The 21,288-nt window shown below is 38.2% G+C and carries 18 protein-coding genes, 1 tRNA gene and 1 pseudogene; 12 read left to right on the top strand and 8 right to left on the bottom strand.

From position 1 onward, the window contains the following. Positions 1 to 477 precede the first annotated feature (477 nt). Entirely contained in the window at positions 478 to 1,740 is a 1,263-nt protein-coding gene (gene rho, locus EV693_RS08350) for a transcription termination factor Rho (RefSeq protein WP_132501927.1), read from the bottom strand. 220 nt (positions 1,741 to 1,960) lie between these two features. On the opposite strand from rho, the gene hslR reads away from it, so the two are divergent. The 6 genes from hslR to ychF all read left to right on the top strand — a co-directional run bounded on the left by hslR (position 1,961) and on the right by ychF (position 6,311). Continuing rightward, positions 1,961 to 2,419 carry a ribosome-associated heat shock protein Hsp15 gene (gene hslR, locus EV693_RS08345; protein WP_132501926.1) on the top strand — a complete coding sequence of 153 codons (459 nt, stop codon included), beginning with the start codon at positions 1,961 to 1,963 and terminating at the stop codon, positions 2,417 to 2,419. Beyond that, positions 2,412 to 3,287: an Hsp33 family molecular chaperone HslO gene (hslO, locus tag EV693_RS08340; RefSeq protein WP_132501925.1), complete on the top strand. Its 876-nt coding sequence runs from the start codon at positions 2,412 to 2,414 to the stop codon at positions 3,285 to 3,287. Before hslR ends, hslO begins: the two co-directional genes overlap by 8 nt. 63 nt (positions 3,288 to 3,350) lie before the next feature. Further along, positions 3,351 to 4,130 (top strand): DNA polymerase III subunit epsilon, encoded by a 780-nt coding sequence (gene dnaQ, locus EV693_RS08335; RefSeq protein WP_132501924.1) that lies wholly within the window; start codon positions 3,351 to 3,353, stop codon positions 4,128 to 4,130. Between the two features lie 81 nt (positions 4,131 to 4,211). Beyond that, positions 4,212 to 4,288: transfer RNA gene (locus EV693_RS08330), tRNA-Asp, on the top strand. Positions 4,289 to 4,370: 82 nt separating this feature from the next. Beyond that, entirely contained in the window at positions 4,371 to 4,955 is a 585-nt protein-coding gene (gene pth, locus EV693_RS08325; protein ID WP_132501923.1) for an aminoacyl-tRNA hydrolase, read from the top strand. A gap of 264 nt (positions 4,956 to 5,219) precedes the next feature. Beyond that, a complete protein-coding gene (ychF, locus tag EV693_RS08320; RefSeq protein ID WP_132501922.1) occupies positions 5,220 to 6,311 on the top strand; it encodes a redox-regulated ATPase YchF in 1,092 nt (363 codons plus the stop codon). 49 nt (positions 6,312 to 6,360) lie between these two features. On the opposite strand, the gene rarD is transcribed toward ychF, so the two are convergent. Beyond that, positions 6,361 to 7,233: an EamA family transporter RarD gene (rarD, locus tag EV693_RS08315; RefSeq protein WP_132501921.1), complete on the bottom strand. Its 873-nt coding sequence runs from the start codon at positions 7,231 to 7,233 to the stop codon at positions 6,361 to 6,363. Positions 7,234 to 7,336: 103 nt separating this feature from the next. Continuing rightward, positions 7,337 to 8,554, bottom strand: coding sequence for a pyridoxal phosphate-dependent aminotransferase (locus EV693_RS08310; protein ID WP_132501920.1), 1,218 nt, complete (start codon positions 8,552 to 8,554; stop codon positions 7,337 to 7,339). A 133-nt stretch (positions 8,555 to 8,687) separates the two neighbouring features. Here EV693_RS08310 and EV693_RS08305 point away from each other — a divergent pair, with 133 nt between their 5' ends. After that, the gene (locus tag EV693_RS08305) at positions 8,688 to 9,959 is read left to right on the top strand and encodes an isochorismate synthase (RefSeq protein WP_132501919.1); all 1,272 of its coding nucleotides are present in this window, start codon (positions 8,688 to 8,690) and stop codon (positions 9,957 to 9,959) included. A gap of 97 nt (positions 9,960 to 10,056) precedes the next feature. On the opposite strand, the gene EV693_RS08300 is transcribed toward EV693_RS08305, so the two are convergent. Continuing rightward, on the bottom strand, positions 10,057 to 10,947 hold the full coding sequence (locus tag EV693_RS08300; protein WP_132501918.1) for an NAD(+) kinase: 891 nt from the start codon (positions 10,945 to 10,947) through the stop codon (positions 10,057 to 10,059). Between the two features lie 169 nt (positions 10,948 to 11,116). Here EV693_RS08300 and EV693_RS08295 point away from each other — a divergent pair, with 169 nt between their 5' ends. Further along, on the top strand, positions 11,117 to 13,069 hold the full coding sequence (locus EV693_RS08295) for an ABC transporter ATP-binding protein (protein ID WP_132501917.1): 1,953 nt from the start codon (positions 11,117 to 11,119) through the stop codon (positions 13,067 to 13,069). Between the two features lie 59 nt (positions 13,070 to 13,128). Here EV693_RS08295 and EV693_RS08290 read toward each other — a convergent pair whose 3' ends face one another. After that, positions 13,129 to 13,317: a helix-turn-helix domain-containing protein gene (locus EV693_RS08290; protein WP_132501916.1), complete on the bottom strand. Its 189-nt coding sequence runs from the start codon at positions 13,315 to 13,317 to the stop codon at positions 13,129 to 13,131. Positions 13,318 to 13,600: 283 nt separating this feature from the next. Here EV693_RS08290 and EV693_RS08285 point away from each other — a divergent pair, with 283 nt between their 5' ends. The 4 genes and pseudogenes from EV693_RS08285 (at position 13,601) to EV693_RS08270 (ending at position 17,845) form a co-directional block, all read left to right on the top strand. Further along, entirely contained in the window at positions 13,601 to 14,539 is a 939-nt protein-coding gene (locus tag EV693_RS08285) for an alpha/beta hydrolase (RefSeq protein WP_132501915.1), read from the top strand. A gap of 122 nt (positions 14,540 to 14,661) precedes the next feature. Next, the gene (locus EV693_RS08280; RefSeq protein WP_132501914.1) at positions 14,662 to 16,224 is read left to right on the top strand and encodes an Eco57I restriction-modification methylase domain-containing protein; all 1,563 of its coding nucleotides are present in this window, start codon (positions 14,662 to 14,664) and stop codon (positions 16,222 to 16,224) included. A 2-nt stretch (positions 16,225 to 16,226) separates the two neighbouring features. Then, a complete protein-coding gene (locus tag EV693_RS08275) occupies positions 16,227 to 16,997 on the top strand; it encodes a HincII family type II restriction endonuclease (protein WP_132501913.1) in 771 nt (256 codons plus the stop codon). Positions 16,998 to 17,186: 189 nt separating this feature from the next. Further along, a pseudogene (locus EV693_RS08270) lies at positions 17,187 to 17,845 on the top strand (NAD(P)H-dependent flavin oxidoreductase). A gap of 75 nt (positions 17,846 to 17,920) precedes the next feature. Here the strand turns inward: EV693_RS08270 and prlC are convergent. The 3 genes from prlC to EV693_RS08255 all read right to left on the bottom strand — a co-directional run bounded on the left by prlC (position 17,921) and on the right by EV693_RS08255 (position 21,174). Then, on the bottom strand, positions 17,921 to 19,951 hold the full coding sequence (gene prlC / locus EV693_RS08265) for an oligopeptidase A (protein ID WP_132501912.1): 2,031 nt from the start codon (positions 19,949 to 19,951) through the stop codon (positions 17,921 to 17,923). 76 nt (positions 19,952 to 20,027) lie between these two features. After that, entirely contained in the window at positions 20,028 to 20,603 is a 576-nt protein-coding gene (ruvC, locus tag EV693_RS08260) for a crossover junction endodeoxyribonuclease RuvC (RefSeq protein ID WP_132501911.1), read from the bottom strand. A gap of 61 nt (positions 20,604 to 20,664) precedes the next feature. Next, positions 20,665 to 21,174, bottom strand: coding sequence for a hypothetical protein (locus EV693_RS08255; protein WP_132501910.1), 510 nt, complete (start codon positions 21,172 to 21,174; stop codon positions 20,665 to 20,667). Positions 21,175 to 21,288: the final 114 nt, after the last annotated feature.

Raw genomic sequence — 21,288 nt, 5'->3', positions numbered from 1 at the left:
CCATGTGAGAGTAGGTCATCGCCAGAGCTTTATTTAAATAAACTGAATTCAAATAAACTAATTCAAGTAAACTAAAGCAACTAAACCCCTGAGAGAAATCTCGGGGGTTTTTTATACTCTATTACCTTATCTTAGCCTCTCTCATTTATTACATCATTCTTTTTTATCTGAAAGCAAAGTACCTGAACTACACAAATATAAAGCGTTATATGGATTATATTTTTATATATTAGGGGGATATTCAAGGAATAAAGACAAATTACGTCTACATAGTGGTTTAATGAGGGGCATAAGTATTGTTTATCGTTGAACGACCTCAAAGGTTTTAAATAAAATGAGTTGGTAAAGTGTAAGATAAATAATCATTACCAACTTTGGGAGGCTATAGACCCAAAAATCACCTCTAGAGTAATTTATACCTTTTAGAGGTGACTTATAAAAATAAAAGAAAGGTTTGTAAAGAAGTGTGCTTTGTGATTATGAACGTTTCATAATATCGAAAAATTCTTCATTTGTTTTAGCGACAATTAGCTTATCAATTAGAAATTCCATCGCTTCAACCTCACCCATTGGATTAAGAATTTTTCGTAAAATCCACATTTTTTGCAGCTCATCTGCCGTTGTGAGAAGATCTTCTTTTCGTGTTCCTGAACGGTTAAAGTCAATCGCAGGGAAGACTCTTCGTTCTGCAATTTTACGAGAAAGATGTAGCTCCATATTCCCTGTGCCTTTAAATTCTTCAAAGATAACTTCATCCATCTTTGAACCTGTATCAACAAGGGCTGTTGCAATGATTGTTAAGCTGCCACCTTCTTCAACATTACGAGCAGCACCAAAGAAACGTTTGGGTCTATGTAATGCGTTTGCATCAACTCCACCAGAGAGAATTTTTCCTGATGCTGGCGTAACGGTATTATAAGCTCTTGCTAGACGTGTAATGGAATCCAATAAAATAATAACATCCTTTTTGTGTTCAACTGCACGTTTGGCTTTTTCGATAACCATTTCAGCAACTTGTACATGGCGTGTGGCTGGTTCGTCAAAGGTAGAAGCAATAACTTCTGCTCGCACAGAACGTTGCATTTCAGTTACCTCTTCAGGACGTTCATCAATCAATAAAACAATGAGTTCACATTCAGGGTGGTTATGTGTAATGCTCTGGGCTATGTTTTGTAATAAGACCGTTTTTCCTGCTTTAGGAGGTGCAACGATTAAGCCTCGTTGTCCTTTTCCAATTGGCGAAGCAAGATCTAAAATGCGAGCGGTTAAGTCTTCGGTTGAGCCATTGCCACGTTCCATTCTAAGGCGTGAGTTTGCGTGTAAAGGGGTGAGGTTTTCAAAGAGAATTTTGCTGCGAGAAACTTCAGGACGGTCGTCATTGACCTGATCGACTTTTAAGAGTGCAAAGTAACGTTCACCTTCTTTAGGTGGGCGAATTTTTCCTTCAATCTTATCGCCAGTTTGTAGATTGAAGCGACGAATTTGGCTTGGCGAGACATAAATGTCATCAGGACCTGCTAAGTATGAGCTGTCACTAGAGCGAAGGAAGCCAAAACCATCTGGAAGAATTTCAAGCACACCATTGCCAAAAATGTCTTCGCCACTTTTAGCATGTTGTTTGAGAATAGCAAAGATTATATCTTGTTTACGTAAGCGAGCGAGATTTTCTAGCCCCATTTTTTCTTCGCCGATCGCAACAAGCTCCGATACGGGGATATTTTTAAGTTCTGTAAGATGCATAAATTTTAGAAATGTTTAATTGTGTTAAGAAAGGATTAAAAGATTAATTTAGATTAGTCTAATTTGAATTGATTGGGAGAGAATACAGCGTAATTTAAATTTTTGCAAATTTTTTCTTTCATTTAACCGCTTGTTGCTTGAAAAAATTTGAAAATCCCCTATCTTGTAGTGCCAAGATAGACTGTTGTTGGCTACTTTCAAGCTGATGAGAAAACGAAAAATGACTGATGTTAAACAGACTGGCGATAAGCAGGGGAAGGATAAACAAAATCGAGTTGAGCAACACGATGATGTGCGTTTAGATAAATGGTTATGGGCAGCTCGCTTTTATAAGACGAGAACGATCGCAAAATCAATGATTGAGGGTGGGAAAGTACATTATAATGGACAGCGAGCGAAAACCAGTAAACTTGTTGAGGTGGGGGCTAAGGTTAAGCTTAGGCAGGGCAATGAAGAGAAAGAGGTCATTGTATTAGCATTAAGTACTCATCGGCGAGGGGCTGCAGAAGCTCAGCGACTATATGAAGAAACCTTAAATAGCATTGAGAATCGAGAAAAATTTGCTTTTGCAAGGAAAGCAAATGTACTTTCAATGCCTCACCCTGATCGTCGTCCAAATAAGAAAGAGCGGCGAGATTTGATTCAATTTAAACAAATTAATTCGGAATGTTATGAGTAATTTTCAAGGTCAAGATAATGACAAATTATACCGTTTCCTATTTCAAAACCGTGCAGTGCGTGGTGAATGGGTACGATTAAATAATACTTTTGTAGAAACGCTAAATACCCATCTTTATCCAAAAGTTGTACAAAATTTACTTGGCGAGATGTTAGTGGCAACAAGTTTATTAACGGCAACGTTAAAGTTTGAAGGAACAATTACTGTTCAAATTCAAGGTGATGGTGCGTTAAAATTAGCCGTGGTAAATGGCAATCATCAACAGCAATTGCGTGCATTGGCTCGTGTGGAAGGAGAGCTTAGTGATAATGCAAGTTTGATGGAGATGATTGGTAATGGAGTGTTAGTTATTTCTATTTTACCTGAAAAGGGCGAGCGTTATCAGGGGGTGGTTGAATTAGATAAACCGACCTTAAGTGAATGTTTAGAAGCTTATTTTGCTCGTTCGGAACAGCTTGCTACACAATTAGTTATTCGTATTGGAGAATATCAAAATCAGCCTGTTGCGGCAGGAACATTGTTGCAAGTTGTGCCAGATGGTACTGGCACACCTGAAGATTTTGAGCATTTGGCAACATTGGCGGCAACGATCAAAGAAAGTGAATTGTTTGAATTAAATGCGGAAGACTTATTGTACCGTTTATTTCACGAAGAGGTGGTTGAAGTTTACCCTGCTGTCCAAACGATGTTTAAGTGCGGTTGCTCTAGAGAACGTTCTGGTGCCGCAATGATGTTGTTGCCTAAAGATGAAATTGCAGAAATGTTGGTTGAGAAAAATGGCGTGATCGATATTCAATGTGAATGCTGTGGCACGCAGCATTTCTTTGATCAAAATGCCATTGATGAATTAACAAAAACGATGAATTAATCCACAACAAGCGGTCAATATTACAAAAAATATGTCATCTTGACCGCTTAAGGGTCAGATTTAATGAATGAACAAATTTTACGTCAGGTTGTATTAGATACCGAAACGACGGGTATGAATTTTAATGGTGCACCGCATATTGGACACAATATTATTGAAATTGGTGCTGTTGAGGTGATTAATCGCCGTTTAACAGGGCGGACTTACCACGTTTATATCAAGCCACCTCGTATGGTTGATCAAGAGGCGGTGAAGGTTCACGGAATTACTGACGAGATGTTAGCGGATAAACCGTCCTTTGCTGAAATTGCTGATGAATTTTTAGCGTTTATTCAAGGGGCTGAATTGGTTATTCATAATGCTCCCTTTGATGTGGGATTTATTGATCACGAATTTTCAGCCTTGGAAAACCCGCCGCCAAAAATTGCAGAACTTTGTACTGTTACTGATAGTTTACAACTCGCTCGTAGAATGTATCCTGGAAAGCGAAATAATTTAGATGCCTTATGTGATCGGCTTGGTATTGATAACAGCAAGCGTATGTTGCACGGTGCGTTACTGGACGCTGAAATTCTTGCTGATGTGTTTTTATTGATGACGGGAGGGCAAATTGCCTTACTGACAGAGGAAGAAACAAAGCAAGAAGTTGAAAGTCGTGTTGAAGATGTTATTCAAACATCGGTTATTTTGGATACGTCAGGTTTGGTTGTACTTAAACCTGATGATGAAGAGATTCAAGCACATAATGTTTATTTAGGCTTACTGGATAAGAAATCAAAGGGAAATTGCATTTGGCTTAAAGGAATGGGCTGTGATGAATTAAAAAAGAGACGAATTGTATAGTAAAGAAACAGTTGTGCATATTCATGTAAAAAATATTTGACGAGGTAGTTGGAAGTGATTAATATACTCCTCGTCTGTTGCGGAGTGGTAGTTCAGCTGGTTAGAATACCTGCCTGTCACGCAGGGGGTCGCGGGTTCGAGTCCCGTCCATTCCGCCAATTATTTTTATTAGACTTATCCAAGTTAAAAAGCCCTTGAGTTTATCAAGGGCTTTTTGCTATGTATTTAATTGGAAAAAATATGACTCAAATTAAGCTAATAGTTGGTCTTGCCAATCCTGGTGCAAAATACGAAGGTACTCGTCATAATGCAGGGGAATGGTTAATCAATGAGATTGCTCGTGAATTTAATGTGAATCTCAAGGAAGAGGCAAAATTTTTTGGTAAAGTGGCCAAAATTAATACCTCAATGGGGGAGGTACGACTGTTAGTGCCGACCACTTTTATGAATTTAAGTGGTAAAGCTGTAGGGGCATTAGCAAATTTTTATCGGATTAAACCAGAAGAAATTTTGGTGGCTCACGATGAGTTAGATTTGCCTGTAGGTTCGGTAAAAATTAAACAAGGCGGTGGCCATAGCGGTCATAATGGCTTAAAAGATATTATTGCTAATTTAGCGAATGCTAATAATTTTTACCGTATACGCATTGGTATTGGACGCCCTGATAGTAAAGAATTAGTTGCAGCTTATGTATTGGGTAAACCTTCGTCAGAAGATAGAGCGTTGTTAGATAAGGTTATTAATGAAGCCACGAGTTGTGTGTGCTTGCTTTTTAAAGATGGTGTGGTAAAAGCGACTAATCGCCTAAATGGATTTAAGGGCTAATATGGCATTTAAAAAGCGAAAAATGTGCCTACCTTTAGCGTTAATTTCAAATTTAATTACAGCAAGCGGTGCGATTTTGGCAAAATTTTGCTAGAATTCTGTCCATTTTATAGGGATCGTGCAAGCGTGCTTATTTATTTTAGCCAAATGCTTACTGATAAATATCTCTAACGCCTTTTTAGCAAAGAAGGAGTTGAAAGAGATTTGAATAAGCGGTTATTTCCAAGCAAAATTTTACAAATTTAATCAATAATAGGAAAAATTATGGGATTTAAATGCGGTATTGTAGGCTTGCCAAATGTGGGCAAATCTACCCTTTTTAATGCACTTACCAAAGCTGGTATTGAAGCAGCAAATTATCCATTCTGCACAATTGAACCGAATACAGGTGTTGTGCCAATGCCAGATCCTCGCCTTGATGCACTAGCAGAAATTGTTAAGCCTGAGAGAGTGTTGCCGACAACAATGGAATTTGTGGATATTGCAGGCTTAGTTGCTGGTGCAAGTAAAGGTGAAGGGTTAGGTAATAAATTTTTGGCAAATATTCGTGAAACGGACGCTATTGGACACGTTGTTCGTTGTTTTGAAAATGACGATATCGTACACGTTGCAGGTAAGATTGATCCTGCGAATGATATTGATGTCATTAACACGGAATTAGCTTTAGCTGATTTAGATAGTTGTGAGAGGGCAATACAGCGTTTACAAAAACGAGCTAAAGGTGGCGATAAAGAAGCAAAATTTGAGCTATCTATTATGGAAAAAATCTTGCCAACCCTTGAAAATGGCGGAATGATTCGCTCGGTTGAGTTAGATAAAGATGAGCTACACGCAATTAAGGGCTATAATTTTTTGACCTTGAAGCCAACAATGTATATTGCGAATGTCAATGAAGATGGCTTTGAAAATAATCCATACCTTGAGCGTGTGCGTGAAATCGCCGCAAAAGAAAACGCCGTTGTTGTGCCTGTTTGTGCTGCGATTGAAGCGGAGATTGCAGAATTAGATGATAATGAGAAAATGGATTTCTTGCAAGATTTAGGGATTGAAGAAGCGGGCTTAAATCGTGTGATTCGAGCAGGTTACGCTTTACTCAATCTACAAACCTATTTTACCGCAGGTGTGAAAGAAGTGAGGGCGTGGACAGTTTCTGTTGGCGCAACCGCACCAAAAGCCGCAGCCGTTATTCACACAGATTTTGAAAAAGGTTTTATCCGTGCCGAAGTGATTGCTTATGATGATTTTGTAAAATTTAAAGGTGAAAATGGAGCAAAAGAAGCAGGTAAATGGAGATTAGAGGGGAAAGAATATATCGTACAAGATGGCGATGTAATGCATTTCCGTTTTAATGTTTAAATAATGACCTCATTTTTAAAGCCTAAACTTACATTGATAAATTTAGGCTTTATTTTTGCTTTTTTAGTACAACGATGCCATCAATGATCAGAAATAGAATGGCAATTGATAGGCAGAACATAAGTAAGTATGCGTCTTCATTTAATGTTTCACCAATGATAAATGATACCAGTAGCATTGCAAATGGCTCAATATAACTAAGTAGCCCTAAAAGATTAATCGAAATAAGGCTGCTTGCCATAATATAGGAGATTAGTGCTAACCCACTTACTACGCCAAGTATTGTGAGAGCAATGGGGAAATTGGGATTTTGTTGTATGATGCTTGATATATCTGCTTGAAAAGCAAAATAAGTTGCAATGGGTAACATCAAGATAATTTCGCACACAAAGCTCGAAAGGTGAGAAATGCCAAAATATTTGCGTAAACTAAAATAAACAGGGTAGCCAATTAAAACCATTAACGTTGTCCAAGAGAGTGATCCTTGAGCAAGGATAGTCATACTAATACCCATAATAGCGAAAATAAGAGCAAGTATTTTAAACATTGATAATCTTTCTTTAAAGACAAAGTAGCCCACTGCGACCATCGTAATAGGCATTAGTAAATAGCCAATAGAAACATCAATTGCGGCGTTATTATTGGGAGCCCAAACAAAAAGCCACATTTGTGAACCTGTTATAGCAGCCGTTAGGCATAATATTGCAACTAATTTTGGCTGAGCGAGTAGCTGTAGTAGGAATTGCTTGAATTGAGCGGTCTGTTTAAATAAAAAAATTGCAGAAATCACAAATGGTAGGCTAACCCAAATCCGAAAACCATAAATTGCCTCGCCAGAGAGAGGGGATAGTGTGGTTGATAAATAGTAAAGCCCTCCAAAGAGCAGCGAAGCAGTAATAGAAAACGCAGTGCCTTTTCCCATAAACATATCCCTAAATGACAATACAATAAAGTGCAGTAAAACGTAGAAAATACATAGTAAAAAGCGGTGTAAAACCCACCGCTTTAAATGATTTTTATAAAAATTAGCTTTGGCGATAATGCTTTAAAAATTTCTCTAAACGCCCAATAGCTTCCTCTAATTGGTACACATAAGGTAAGGTTACAACACGGAAATGGTCAGGTTTATGCCAGTTAAATCCAGATCCTTGTACTAGCAATACCTTTTCCTGCTGCAATAAATCATAAATAAATTGTTGATCGTTCTTAATACCATACATTTCGGTATCAATTTTTGGAAACATATACATCGCCCCTTTCGGCTTAACGCAGCTAATCCCTGGGATTTGGAGAAGTAATTCATAGACCTTATTACGTTGCTCCAACAAACGCCCACCAGGTAAAATGAATTCATTGATACTTTGATAGCCACCTAGTGCCGTTTGAATACCGTGCTGCATTGGATTATTCGCACATAATCGCATTGAGGCCAGCATATCTAATCCATCAATATAGCCTCTCGCTTGGCGTTTTGGACCATTAAGTAACATCCAACCTTGACGGAAACCTGCTACTCGGTAGGCTTTTGATAAGCCATTAAATGTGATGGTCAGTAAATCAGGTGCAAGAGCAGCGATATGGTGATGAACCGCACCGTCGTAGAGAATCTTGTCATAAATTTCATCAGCAAAAATAATCAAGTTATGCTGACGAGCAACTTCCGCCAGTTCAAGTAATAATGCACGACTATAAACAGCCCCTGTTGGATTGTTTGGATTTATGACCACAATGGCTTTGGTGCGAGGGGTGATCTTAGATTGAATATCTTCAATGCTTGGAAACCATTCATTTTCTTCATCGCATAAATAATGGACAGCTTTTCCGCCAGCAAGCGTTGCAGCAGCCGTCCATAATGGGTAATCAGGCATTGGGATCAAGATTTCATCGCCATCATTTAATAGTGCTTGCATTGACATCGTAATTAACTCGGATACACCATTACCGATATAAACATCATTGACATCAACTTCAAGCAATCCTTTTGATTGGTAGTATTGTACAATCGCTTTGCGTGCGGAATATAGCCCTTTGGAATCACAATACCCTTGAGAGGTTGGGAGATTACGAATAATATCGACTAAAATCTCATCAGGAGCTTCAAACCCAAAAGGGGCAGGATTACCAATATTAAGTTTTAAGATTTTATGCCCTTCTTCTTCAAGGCGTAGGGCTTCTTTGTGGACTGGACCACGAATGTCGTAGCAAACGTGTGCTAATTTATCAGATTTTGGAAAACGTTCCATAATGCGTTCCTGTCGGAAATATTAATCAAAAACAATCTACTGTACTCCGATTTATAAGGAAAAAAAAGAGGAAATGCGATAAAATAACCCATCTTTTTTTGTTAAGCGATCGAATCGTTGAAAATTTTTGCAAATGCACTTTTTTACTGAATTAAAACAACAACTTAGTCAGAAATTAGCCGCCTTACAGCCCAAACAAGGTTTGTGCCAAATTCAAGTCGAAAATAATCTTGATTTAGATGATTTACAGTTAGTGAGCTGGCTTAAAGGGCAAGATTGCTTTCCGCATTTTTTCTGGAAAAGTCGTGATCAGGCACTCACTTTCGTTTCTGTTGGTGCGGTTCGCCAGCTTGCTTCATTAGCTGAAGTTGAGTATTTTCAGCAACATTATCCGTTTAAATTATTTGGTGGGCTTCGATTTGAAGGATCATGCTATTTTGTTTTGCCTCGCTTTTATTTTGAAAAAAATGCTGAAAAATTAACCGCTTATCTTACCCTAGATACGGATTGTTTAGCTGAATTTACTGTTTGTGAACAGTTTTTAATACAGCTTGAATGGCTTGAATTGCCTGCATTTAGGGCTTCAACACCGATTTATCGTGCACTAGATTGTGATTTTTTAAGATGGCAAGAAATGATCGATAGAGCCCTTGCTGCGATTGATGCTGGGCATTTTGAAAAAGTTGTGTTGGCGAACGCAACAAAATTACAATTCGAGCGACCACTTTGTGCCTATTCGCTTTCAGTGCTAAGTCAGCAGAATAACCACGGTAGCTACCATTTTCTATGGGCAAAAAATGCGCAGCATATTTTCATTGGTGCAAGTCCAGAACGCCTGTATCAGCGTATTGGGAGACAGCTTTATACTGAGGCTTTAGCAGGTACGGTGGCGGTAACGGAGAATGCTGAGCAAACTGAACAAAATGCTCAATGGTTATTAAACGACGGTAAAAATATTTATGAAAATCAATTGGTGGTTGAGGATATTTCTAATCAGTTGATTAATTGTATACAAGAAATAAGTGTACAAGCGACCGAGATTAAGCGATTAAAGAAAGTGCAACATTTGCAGAGAAAAATTCAAGCTAGCTTGAAGCCCTTTGTTTCTGATGTGGACTGCCTTAATCGCATTCATCCCACAGCTGCCGTCTCAGGTTTGCCTCGTGATAAGGCAAAGCAATTTATTCGTGACAATGAACAGACTGCAAGGGGTTGGTATGCGGGAGCATTGGGCTATCTAGCTCCTCAATTTGCAGAATTTTGTGTAACGCTCAGATCCGCCTTAGTAGAAAATGCAAACATCACATTATATGCAGGTGCAGGGATTGTAGCAGGCTCAGAGGCTAGTACAGAATGGCAAGAAATTGAACGAAAATTCCTCACTATTGCGAGTTTGCTTGTGTAAATGTTTTCTACATTCTTCCTTTTTTCTCTTTTTTCACCTTCCTCTGTTTTTTACTTGCGGGAGCGAATGACTCAGCGTAAAAGGTTGCCTTCTAAAATTAAAATAGCTTACTTAGCCAACCTAATTTTGAGCCTAAGACATTAAAATAATTGTAATCTTTTAAATGCAGCAATTTTAATTTATGTGGGCTTTTCTGCACAATAATTCGATCATCAACATTAAAAGGTAATAATTGCTGACTATCGCAACTAATAACAAGATTGGTTTGATTGGACTGTGCAAAACGCAAGGAAATATGGCTATCGCCGTCTACGACTAGAGGACGTGAGGAAAGGCTGTGTGGGTTCATCGGCACAAGTGCGATAGCATTGAGGTTAGGGGTCAGTATTGGACCACCAGCGGAAAGTGAGTAGGCGGTAGAGCCTGTGGGGGTAGCAATGATCAATCCATCAGAACGTTGAGAGAAGGCAAATTTGCCATCAATACAGACTTCAAAGTTAATCATACGAGCGATTTGGCTAGAATGGACAACGATCTCATTTAAAGCGTTATTGCTATCAATCATTTTGCCGTACCGTTCAATTTGAACATCAAGTAAAAAACGCTCTTCAATAAAAAATTCCCCTCTTTCTAAGCAATTATGTAACTGCTCAAAGGTCGTTTTAGGGGCGATATCGGTTAAAAAGCCTAGGTTGCCACGATTAATACCGATTAGCGGAACGTGGTATTGTGCAAGTTGTCGTGCGATACCAAGCATATTGCCATCGCCACCAATCACGATCACGAGATCAGCATTTTCGCCAATGTGTTTTAAGTGTGTAGGCAGAAGGTGTAGCTGTTGTGCTATCGTTTCTTCAACGAGCACCTGATATTTTCTGTCTTTTAACCAATTATAGACAGCCAAATGTGTTTCTAAGGCAATCTCGTGGCGGGGTTTTCCAACGATTGCAATTGTATTAAATTGGCGTGAGAGGTGTTGTTGAGGCATAAATGTATCCAAAAAATAAAGACGTTAATGAGTATTGCACACGGTTGTTGCATCTATCGTATAAATTGTATGTCAGGCATTGTGTGTAAAATTTTTGGCAAAATCAACCGCTTACAAGCTAAACAAAAACTGCTAGAATCAGTGCATTATAAACTAAGATGAAACAATTATGGCGTTAATTAATCTTTCTAATGCGTATTTAGGCTTTGGCGACAGACCATTGCTGGATCATACCGAATTACATATTGAGGCTGGGGAGCGAGTTTGTCTCGTTGGACGCAATGGAGCTGGCAAATCAACGCTGATGAAAATTTTGGCGGGTGAGGTGCAACTTGATGATGGTAAATTGCTATTTGAAAAAGATACCATCATTGCTCGTTTGGAGCAGGATCCACCTCGCCACATCGAAGAGAGTGTATTTGATTACGTTGCAGAAGGTATTGCTCATTTATCTGCATTGTTAAAAAGATACCACTACATTTCACAACAAATGCAAAATGAATTTACGGACAGCTTGATGGCAGAGTTAGCAGAAGTACAAGCTCAGCTTGAACACGCTAATGGTTGGCAATTTGAAAACCGTATCCAAGAAACATTGAAATTACTGGAGCTAGATCCAGATAAGCGTCTTTGTGAACTCTCTGGCGGCTGGGTTCGCCGTGCCGCACTCGCAAGAGCGTTAGTGGCAGATCCTGATGTGCTTTTACTTGATGAACCGACTAACCACCTTGATATTGAAACCATTGCGTGGTTGGAGAACCTGCTGCTAGAATTTAAAGGCAGTATTATTTTTATTTCCCACGACCGTGCATTTATTCGCAAAATGGCAACTCGAATAGTTGATTTGGATCGTGGGAAATTAGTCTCTTATTCTGGGAATTACGATTTATATTTAACAACCAAAGCAGAAGATCTGCGTGTAGAGGCACTACAAAATGAGCTATTTGATAAAAAATTAGCTCAAGAAGAAGTGTGGATTCGCCAAGGGATCAAAGCTCGTCGAACTCGTAATGAAGGACGTGTGCGAGCGTTAAAATTATTGCGTGAAGAGCGAAGAAACCGCCGAGAAGTATTAGGCACAGCGAAAGTTCAATTCGATCAAAGTGCTCGTTCAGGCAAAATTGTATTTGAAGTAGAAAATGCCAGCTATGAAATTGAGGGCAAGACATTATTGAAAGATTTTTCTACCACGATTTTGCGTGGTGATAAAATTGGTTTAATCGGTGCAAATGGGATTGGTAAAACCACATTAATTAAGCTGTTACTGGGAGAAATCCAGCCAACATCAGGTTCTATGCGGTGTGGCACAAAATTAGAAGTAGCTTATTTTGATCAATATCGGGCGGAGTTAGATCTAGAAAAAAGCGTAATGGATAATGTGGCTGACGGTAAACAGGATATTGAAATTAATGGCGTAAAACGCCACGTTTTGGGCTATTTACAAGATTTCTTGTTTCCGCCTAAACGAGCAATGACCCCAGTTAAAGCACTATCAGGTGGAGAGCGTAATCGATTGTTATTGGCTAAATTGTTGCTTAAGCCTAATAATCTATTGATTCTTGATGAACCTACCAATGATCTTGATGTGGAAACCTTAGAACTGCTTGAGGAATTATTAACAGATTATCAAGGTACCCTCATCATTGTCAGCCACGATAGGCAATTTTTGGATAATACCGTAACTGAATGCTTTATGTTTGAAGGGGATGGTGTTGTCAATAAATATGTGGGAGGATATTTTGAAGCGAAACAGCAACAAGCCAATTATTTTGAAGCCCAAATTCTGAATAACAAGCGGTCGGAATTACCAAAAACACTGCAAAAAGAACCAGAAAAAGCCCCACTTGTAGAAGAAAAACACAAATCAGATAGCAATAAGAAGCTGAAGTTATCTTACAAAGAAGAGCGAGAGCTGGAAAATCTGCCGACGATGATGGAGCAATTGGAGGTTGAGATTACATCATTACAAGCGGAAGTAAACAGTGCTGAATTTTTTGCCCAAGATCCAGCTTATACTCAGCAAAAATTACAACAACTTGCTGAAAAAGAAAACGCCTTAGAGCAAGCCTTTGAACGCTGGGAAGCCTTGGAAAATATCCGAAATGGGGATATTAAATACTGATTTCTATTCCCTGCCTCTATCCCCCAAAAACCGCTCACAAAAGTCCAAAAATGCCCCCATTAATGCTGAAGGGTGGGCGTTACGCCTGTTTTGTGACGATAAAAAAGTTGTGTGTTGAGTGATTTTTCAAAGTGAGACTGTCGGCGGCTGGCGGTGGCGATGGATAAATTCAATTGCTGGCAGGCTTGCGAGAGGCTGCCTGTTTGATAAATCACGGTGAATAAGTGTAGGTCGTTTAAGTTGATCATAGTATTAAAGGGGCTAAGTTTGGCCAGGGTTTTGGTTTAGTATTTGCAAATTTGCAACGGTGCTGGGCTATTTTAGCGGTTTTATTCTGTTTTTGGTAGACTAAGGTGGTTTATTGATGGCTAACGAGCGGTCAGTCGCGTTAAAAATTTTGCAAAGGTGGCGGTTAGTGTGCCAATATCAATCCTTCCAAATCTAAAAACCAACTTCTCAAATATCGCCATTCTTATTTAAATTTCAATAAATTAAAATACCTCCATTGTATTCACTGTTAAGAGAAATTTGATGAAAACTTTATTGAGAACCACTACCATCGCCCTTGCACTTAGTCTATCTTTGGGGAATGTGGCAATCGCACAAACGCTCAATCACACCACACAAAGCACCGTAAAAAGTGCCAATATTCAAAAAATCCGCACCCTTGACGGCTTAAATTTGTACCTGCAAAAAGACCTTCCCAGCACCACACCCAAAGCCATTTTGGTGATTTCACACGGTTTGGCAAGCCATTCTGGGGTGTTTGGTGATTTTGCCAAGCAGATGGTGGACAACGACATTGCGGTTTACCGTTTTGATCATCGTGGGCACGGCAAATCGGACGGACGAGACAGTATTCATATCAACAGTTATTCTGAGATGGTGGAAGATTTGCGTCTTGTTATAGAAAAAGCCAAGCGTGAAAATCTAAACACGCCTGTTTTTGTGTTGGGACACAGTATGGGCGGACATATTACGGCATTATATGGCACCAAATACCCACAAGGGGCGGACGGTTTTATTTTGGCGGCAGGCGTTTTGCGTTATAACCAGATGAATTTTGGGCATTTGCCACGCCCTGAACCAAAGGGTAGTTTTGTCAATGGGTTTGAAGTCGCTCATAAAACCCTAAATCTGCCGATGCCTGATATGGGGGCTGGGCTTTCGTTGCCAAGCGATCCTTTGATGCTGGAAAAATTCTCCGTGTCCTTTGCCAACAGTTTTAAAGAAGGCATTCAATATCTTAAAGACAATGACGATAAATTTGTCGCCCCTGTGATGCTCATTAGCGGTAATGATGATTTGTTTGTCGTACCAAAAGATGCTATTGATTTTTATTATGAAACCAAGTCCGCCGATAAAAGTTTGGTGCTGTATCCGAATTTTGGGCATTTGCTTATGCTTGAAAAAGGCGGACAAAAAATCAATGATGATGTCGCAGAATGGATTGGTGAGCGTGCCAAATAAACAACAAAACACCGTTTATCGTGATGATGAGCGGTGGTTTTTGATTTTCAGGCTGCCTGAAAATGGATTTTTGAGGCTAAAAATGCTATAATCCTAAATTATTTGTTGTTTTTAAATGGCTTATGAAAAACGCTTACGGTCAATACTTTACACCCAAAATAATGGCAGATTTTATGGTGCAATTAAGCACTGTCTCTAAAACTGGGCATATTTTAGAGCCATCTTGTGGGGAAGGTGTTTTTTTAGATAGTTTAATTGAGAATGGATTTAAAAATATCACTGCCTATGAAATAGATAAATCTTTATCAACAGATAATCAATATTCTGTAACTTATCAAAGTTTCATTTCTGCCAATATTCAGAATAAATTTGATTTAATTATTGGTAATCCACCTTACATTCGCTGGAAAAACCTAGAGATAAATTTAAAAGATGAATTGTTAATAAATGAATTATGGCAGAAATATTGTAATTCATTGTGTGATTATTTATATATTTTTATTATTAAGTCTATTTTGCTATTGAATGAAAATGGGGAGTTGATTTTTATTTGTCCTGCATATTGGTTAAATACGAGTAATGCTCAAAAAATGCGTAATTTTATGTTAGAAAATGGTTATATTAATAGCATTATTCATTTCAATGAAAGTAAGATTTTTCATAAAGTAACATCATCAACCATTGTCTTTAAGTATACTAAATCAAAAAAACACCCTCCTAACGTTCACATTACAAGACTTAATACACCACAAAAAATTACACTAGAACTTTTAGAAAATATTTTCTATAAGAAAAATATCAAAAATATAGATTATTTTCAAATAGAACCTTTTGAAAAAAATAAGATTTGGTCATTGCAAACTAATAGTATTAAGAAGAAATTATCTGAATTTGAGCTTTCTTGTTTAAAGTTAAATCAGCAGGAGTTGTTAGAGCAAAACTGCCAACTTATTACCCTAAAAGATGTTTGTGATATTGGTAATGGAATGGTAAGTGGTTTAGATAAGGCTTTTCAATATCCATCATTGTCATTGAGTTGTTTGGAGAAAAACAGTTTAATTCGTGTGATCAAAGCTAAAGACTTGGAACCTTTTATTGCACGTAATGAAACACCTTATATTTTTGTCAATAAAAATATAAGCGAACAAGAATTTCAGAATAATTATCCGAATTTTTATGATCATTTACAAGATTATAAGGGCGATTTAGATAAAAGGTATCAATATAATAAAAATATTACGTATTGGCAGTGGGTGTTTTTACGAAACTATAAGCTATTCTCGCAAAAACAAAAACGTATTTTCGTACCTTGTAAAGAACGTATTTCTCATAAAGATTATGTTCGTTTTGCCTTGGTTGATGAGTGTTTTTACCCAACTCAAGACGTTACTGCTATTTTTAGAAAAGATCATATTCGTGAAAGCATAGAATACATTACAGCATACTTAAATCAACCTATTGTTTTTCAATGGTTAAAATATAATGGTGTCATTAAAGGAAATATTTTAGAATTTTCTGAAAAGCCGTTATCTAGTATTCCTTTTAAGTTAATAGACTGGGAAAATATTAAAGAGGTTAGATTGCATAATGAAATTAGTAAATTAACTAGAGATTTAATTTTGACAAAAAATATTTCATTATCTCACTCAATACAATCAAAATTTAAAGAATTATTAAAGGCTTAATTATGATTATTAATTTTAATAACTTAAAACCTAAATTATTAGGTTTATCTATTCCAAAGCCATTAAGTGGAACATTGTCAGGTCATTCTGCTGGCGAACCTTTTGATAAATTAGTGTATCAGAAAGTAAAAGAAGATTTTCCTGAAAACACATTCAGGCAATTTGAATATCTAAATGATTTGTTTAGTAAAAATCCGATGGTTATCGGTGTTGAGGGACGCTTAGCATTATTTAATTCACCAACGATTATGTTTTTATTAAGTCGTGGTAAAGATGCGATGGATAAATGGAGCATAGAATCACCATTCGAAGAAAAACAAAACGATACTGCAGATATATTATTGGTTAAAGATAATTTTTATCAAATTATTGATATTAAAACCAGAAATTTAGGTAAAAAAGCCCAAGCTCCTAATATTATATCTGCTTACAAATTAGCTCAAGTTTGTGCTAAAATGTTGGATAATCAAGAGTTTGATAATTTTACGATTAACTATCTTGAAATAGACTGGCGATTAGATAATGATAGGTTGGTTTGTCAAGATGTACATTTTATGGATTTATTTAAATCTGATCCTAGCACACTGTATATTAATTGGGCAGCAGCAATGCAGATTCAATTTCATACTTGTGATATGGAACAAACCTTTTTGGAAACAAAAGAACAATGGGCGAAATCTTATTTAAAGCACTTCGTTGAGCAAGCAAAACGTCGTGCTAGTGAAATGATAAATAAATTTGTTACGCCATTTGAAAAATATATTATTGAATAGTCTATGCACCGTTTGGAGAAATCCAAGCGGTATTTTTATTTTCAGCTAGCCTGAAAAACCACCCTTCCAAATCCAAAAACCAACTTCTCAAATATCGCCATTCTCTGATGATTTTTGAAAGTTTATAATATCATCACTTTTTGAGCGGTTTAAAAACGCCTAATTCATTTATTTTAAAGGAGAATTTTTATGAAAAATAACCGCATTACTCAACTTCTAAACATCAAGCACCCTATTATTCAAGCCTCAATGAGCTGGCTGACGGACGCAAAATTAGTCGTTGCTGTTGCCGAAGCAGGTGGTTTGGGGTTTCTTGCTCCACACGCTGGGCAAAATAGCAATCCTAAATCCAATCAAGAGGTGCTAGATAGAATGCGTGATGAGATTGGCAAGGTCAAAGCCTTGACTGACAAGCCTTTTGGTGTGCCGTTTATGTTGTCTTACGATTTTTCTCTGGTGGATTTGCTGGTTGGACGAGCAAATTTATGCCAGCCTTAAATAGGTGGGATTGCTGATCGCAAGACGACTCAGGCTGCCTTGGCTTTGGGAGCTGAGGGCGTGTGGGTTGGTACGGCGTTTATTGCTACGCAAGAATGCTGAGCTGCTCAAAATGTGAAAGAGTGGATTGTGCAGGCAAACGCCAGTGATTTATTGTTGTTTCGCACCGAGCCGAGATTGCATCTGCAATGAACGCTGGCACGGGTATGCGTTTGGGTATGTTAGAAGGTAATTTTGAAAACGGCTATGTGTCGGTGGGCAATGGTATTTCGGCAATTGATAACATCAAAAGTGTGCAAGAGGTGATTGATGGGTTGGTAGGGCAAAATTGGCGGTATAAGATGCAATAAGCTATCAATAAAAATGCGTGGATTAATAACTTCCACGTATTTTTATTGATAGCTTATAAGTTAATGTGCTAACGTTTAGGCGATACCTTTATGACGTAGCAGTGCGTCTAGGGTAGGTTTGCGTCCACGGAAGCGTTCAAAGAGTACCATTGGTTCTTCTGATCCACCTCGGGTAAGGATATTTTGTAAGAATGACTCGCCAACTTCACGACTAAAAATACCTTCTTCTTCGAAGCGTGAATACGCATCAGCAGAAAGTACTTCTGCCCACATATAGCTGTAATAGCCTGCCGCATATCCTCCTGCGAAAATATGGCTAAAACTATGTGGCGTACGCACGAATGTTGGTAATTCAATGACGGCGATTTCTTGTTTGATTTTGCGTAGCAATTCAAGAATAATGCCTTCACGAGGCTCGCTGAGGTGTAATTTAAAATCAAATAAACCAAATTCAAGCTGGCGTAGTACAAACATTGCAGCTTGGAAGTTTTTTGCTTTTAATAGCTGGGTTAATTTCTCTTTGGGTAGTGGTTCGCCTGTTTCGAAGTGACCTGAAATAAATTGCAGTGCTTCTTCTTCCCAACACCAATTTTCAAGAAACTGACTTGGTAGCTCAACTGCGTCCCAAGGCACGCCATTAATACCCGCAACATCACCAACATCAATTTCGGTCAGCATATGATGAATGCCGTGTCCAAATTCGTGGAAAAGCGTGGTAACTTCATCGTGCGTAAACATCGCAGGTTTGTCGCCAATCGGTTTATTAAAGTTACAAGTCAAATAAGCAACAGGCGTTTGTAATGTGCCGTCGCTAAGGCGTTTTTGATTGATACAATCGTCCATCCAAGCTCCGCCACGCTTATGCTCACGAGCATATAAATCAAGATAGAATGAGCCACGCAAGCGGTTAGTTTCATCAAAAATATTGAAAAAACGTACGCTGTCGTGATAGGTTTCAATACCTTGTTGTTCTTCTACTCGCATACCGAAAATGCGTTTAATCAGCTCAAACAAGCCTGAAAGTACTCGATTTTCTGGGAAATAAGGGCGAAGTTCTTCATCGTTAATGGCATAAAGGGCTTGTTTTTGTTTTTCGCTATAGAATGCAATATCCCAAGGTTGTAAATCACCGAAATGATAATGTTCTACAGCAAAGGTCTGTAATGCTTCAAACTCTTTTTTCCCTTGCGTTTTTGAGCGAATAGCTAAATTTTCTAAAAAATCAACCACTTGCTGTGGATTTTCTGCCATTTTTGTCGCAAGTGAATAATCAGCATAGGTATTAAAACCAAGTAATCGTGCTAATTCTAAACGCAGCTCAAGCATTTCAGCCATAATCGCAGAATTGTCCCATTTGCCTGCATTTGGTCCCTGATCAGAGGCTCTGGTGTTGAACGCTTCATACATTTTTTGGCGAAGTTCACGATTTTCGCAATAGGTCATCACAGGCAAATAGCTTGGGAATTCTAGCGTAAAACGATAGCCTACTTGCTCTTTGCTTTGTGCTGAAAGTTTAGCAGCCTCAAGGGCAGATTTGGGCAAACCTTTTAATTCGGATTCGTCAGCGATAAGAATATCCCAGCCCATTGTGGCATCTAAGACATTGTTGCTAAATTGTGAACTTAGCTCTGATAAACGCATTGCAATTTCGCCATAGCGTTTTTGTTTTTCCTGCGGGAGGGAGATGCCTGATAATTCAAAATCACGCAAGCTATTTTCAATCGCTTTTTGTTGAGCAATGGAATAATTAGCGAATTCAGGGCTATTTTTGAGTTTCAAATAGCCTTGGTACAATCCTTGGTGTTGCCCAGCCCAAGTACTGTACTCTGAAAGTAATGGAAGGCAAGCTTGGTAAGCATCACGTAGTTCAGGGCTATTTTTCACTGAATTTAAATGCCCAACAGGCGACCACGCACGAGAAAGTTTATCACTTACCATTGCTTGCGGCATATAAAAATTGCCCCACGTTGGTTGATCAATTTGTGCAACTTGCTCAATAGTACGGCGACATTCTTCTAGTAATTGTTGGATAGCAGGTTGAATATGTTCGGGTTTAATTTGTGAGAATTTTGGTAGACCTGAGACATTTAAAAGTGGATTTGACATAGTTGCTCCTTTTTAGTCAAGATGAATATTGTTAAGGCAGAGGTAGCTTAGATATTCAGCTAAAAAAATCAAGCAATTATTTTAAGCGAAATCGTCCCCGACTGTAACGCGTTTTCATTAACGCCACACTTTTCTCTTTTTCTTGGTGGACACTTTGGCTATTTTTTGTTGCAACCTTGAGCGAATGCTGAATAGAATGAGCGTGGGTAATGGCAATCGCCAACGCATCAGCCGCATCAGCTTGAGGCTTAGCTGAAAGTTGCAACAGACGAATTACCATATCTTGCACTTGAATTTTATCTGCTGAGCCTATTCCAACAACGGTTTGTTTCACCAAACGGGCAGCGTATTCAAAAACAGGTAAGTGGTGATTGACAGCTGCAACAATCGCAGTCCCACGGGCTTGTCCAAGCTTTAATGCAGAATCGGCGTTTTTTGCCATAAAAACTTGCTCTATTGCAAAAACCTCAGGTTGAAATTGAATGATAATTTCACTGATTCCTGCATAGATATGTTTTAAACGAGAGGGAAAATCATCTGTTGCTGTGCGAATAACACCGCTGCCTAAATATTCCAACTGCCGTGAAGTTTGGCGAATAATGCCATAGCCTGTGAGTCTTGACCCTGGGTCGATGCCTAAAATAATCGCCATAAAAGTATGAAGCGGTTAAATTTATCAATAATTTTGTAAATTTAACCGCAAATAAGGAAAATTATTTATTTAATTTTTTAGTTGCTGATGTATTGATATCACATAGTTTAGCTAAGATTTCATCAGAATCTTTACCTTTTTTAGTTAGCATTCCGCCTACTTTACTGGTTGCATTGTCAAAGGTGAAGCCATTTTCTACGTTCCAAACATATTCGTTAGACGTGAATGAAGTGAAGTCTTGGTTTGCTTCATCACGAGTTAATGCAGGAATTGTTACCGCTTTTTTACCTTTACCAACTACTAAGTTTACTGCTTTAACTTGATCATCTTGGAATGCGTAGCTTGCTGTTACAGTTTTGTGGTTTTGGCAGCTATACACGACAGATTTTGAACGGTTAGTTAATTTTTCTACTTGTACAGCACCTTGACCTGTTACCATGTCAGCAACTTGAGTAACTTGGTTAGCAGCCGTTTTTGTTGCTTGTGCTGCTTGCTCAAGAACGGATTGATCTGAAGAACAAGCTGCTAGTACCGCTGCTGCAAAAGTAGGTAAAAATTTGATTAATTTCATCATAACTCCTTAAATAGTGATATGTACCTAGAAATAGATACGTTGGTCAGTATAACACTTTGTTTTTAGAAAAATTCAAAAAATAACTGATTTTTTAGCTATTTTTGTGAGATT

The organism is Nicoletella semolina (assembly GCF_004345745.1).
Lineage (GTDB): Bacteria > Pseudomonadota > Gammaproteobacteria > Enterobacterales > Pasteurellaceae > Nicoletella > Nicoletella semolina.
Note: the sequence above shows the minus strand (reverse complement) of the source record. Positions and strands in the feature narration are given on the sequence as shown.

What these genes read in the sequence shown, in the direction of transcription:
- EV693_RS08255 (WP_132501910.1), bottom strand. Translation starts at nt 21,174, where the DNA reads ATGAAATTAATCAAATTTTTACCTACTTTTGCAGCAGCGGTACTAGCA.
- EV693_RS08275 (WP_132501913.1), top strand. Translation starts at nt 16,227, where the DNA reads ATGATTATTAATTTTAATAACTTAAAACCTAAATTATTAGGTTTATCT.
- ychF (WP_132501922.1), top strand. Translation starts at nt 5,220, where the DNA reads ATGGGATTTAAATGCGGTATTGTAGGCTTGCCAAATGTGGGCAAATCT.
- EV693_RS08295 (WP_132501917.1), top strand. Translation starts at nt 11,117, where the DNA reads ATGGCGTTAATTAATCTTTCTAATGCGTATTTAGGCTTTGGCGACAGA.
- EV693_RS08290 (WP_132501916.1), bottom strand. Translation starts at nt 13,317, where the DNA reads ATGATCAACTTAAACGACCTACACTTATTCACCGTGATTTATCAAACA.
- hslO (WP_132501925.1), top strand. Translation starts at nt 2,412, where the DNA reads ATGAGTAATTTTCAAGGTCAAGATAATGACAAATTATACCGTTTCCTA.
- EV693_RS08310 (WP_132501920.1), bottom strand. Translation starts at nt 8,554, where the DNA reads ATGGAACGTTTTCCAAAATCTGATAAATTAGCACACGTTTGCTACGAC.
- EV693_RS08280 (WP_132501914.1), top strand. Translation starts at nt 14,662, where the DNA reads ATGAAAAACGCTTACGGTCAATACTTTACACCCAAAATAATGGCAGAT.
- pth (WP_132501923.1), top strand. Translation starts at nt 4,371, where the DNA reads ATGACTCAAATTAAGCTAATAGTTGGTCTTGCCAATCCTGGTGCAAAA.
- EV693_RS08305 (WP_132501919.1), top strand. Translation starts at nt 8,688, where the DNA reads ATGCACTTTTTTACTGAATTAAAACAACAACTTAGTCAGAAATTAGCC.
- dnaQ (WP_132501924.1), top strand. Translation starts at nt 3,351, where the DNA reads ATGAATGAACAAATTTTACGTCAGGTTGTATTAGATACCGAAACGACG.
- EV693_RS08285 (WP_132501915.1), top strand. Translation starts at nt 13,601, where the DNA reads ATGAAAACTTTATTGAGAACCACTACCATCGCCCTTGCACTTAGTCTA.
- rarD (WP_132501921.1), bottom strand. Translation starts at nt 7,233, where the DNA reads ATGGGAAAAGGCACTGCGTTTTCTATTACTGCTTCGCTGCTCTTTGGA.
- prlC (WP_132501912.1), bottom strand. Translation starts at nt 19,951, where the DNA reads ATGTCAAATCCACTTTTAAATGTCTCAGGTCTACCAAAATTCTCACAA.
- hslR (WP_132501926.1), top strand. Translation starts at nt 1,961, where the DNA reads ATGACTGATGTTAAACAGACTGGCGATAAGCAGGGGAAGGATAAACAA.
- rho (WP_132501927.1), bottom strand. Translation starts at nt 1,740, where the DNA reads ATGCATCTTACAGAACTTAAAAATATCCCCGTATCGGAGCTTGTTGCG.
- EV693_RS08300 (WP_132501918.1), bottom strand. Translation starts at nt 10,947, where the DNA reads ATGCCTCAACAACACCTCTCACGCCAATTTAATACAATTGCAATCGTT.
- ruvC (WP_132501911.1), bottom strand. Translation starts at nt 20,603, where the DNA reads ATGGCGATTATTTTAGGCATCGACCCAGGGTCAAGACTCACAGGCTAT.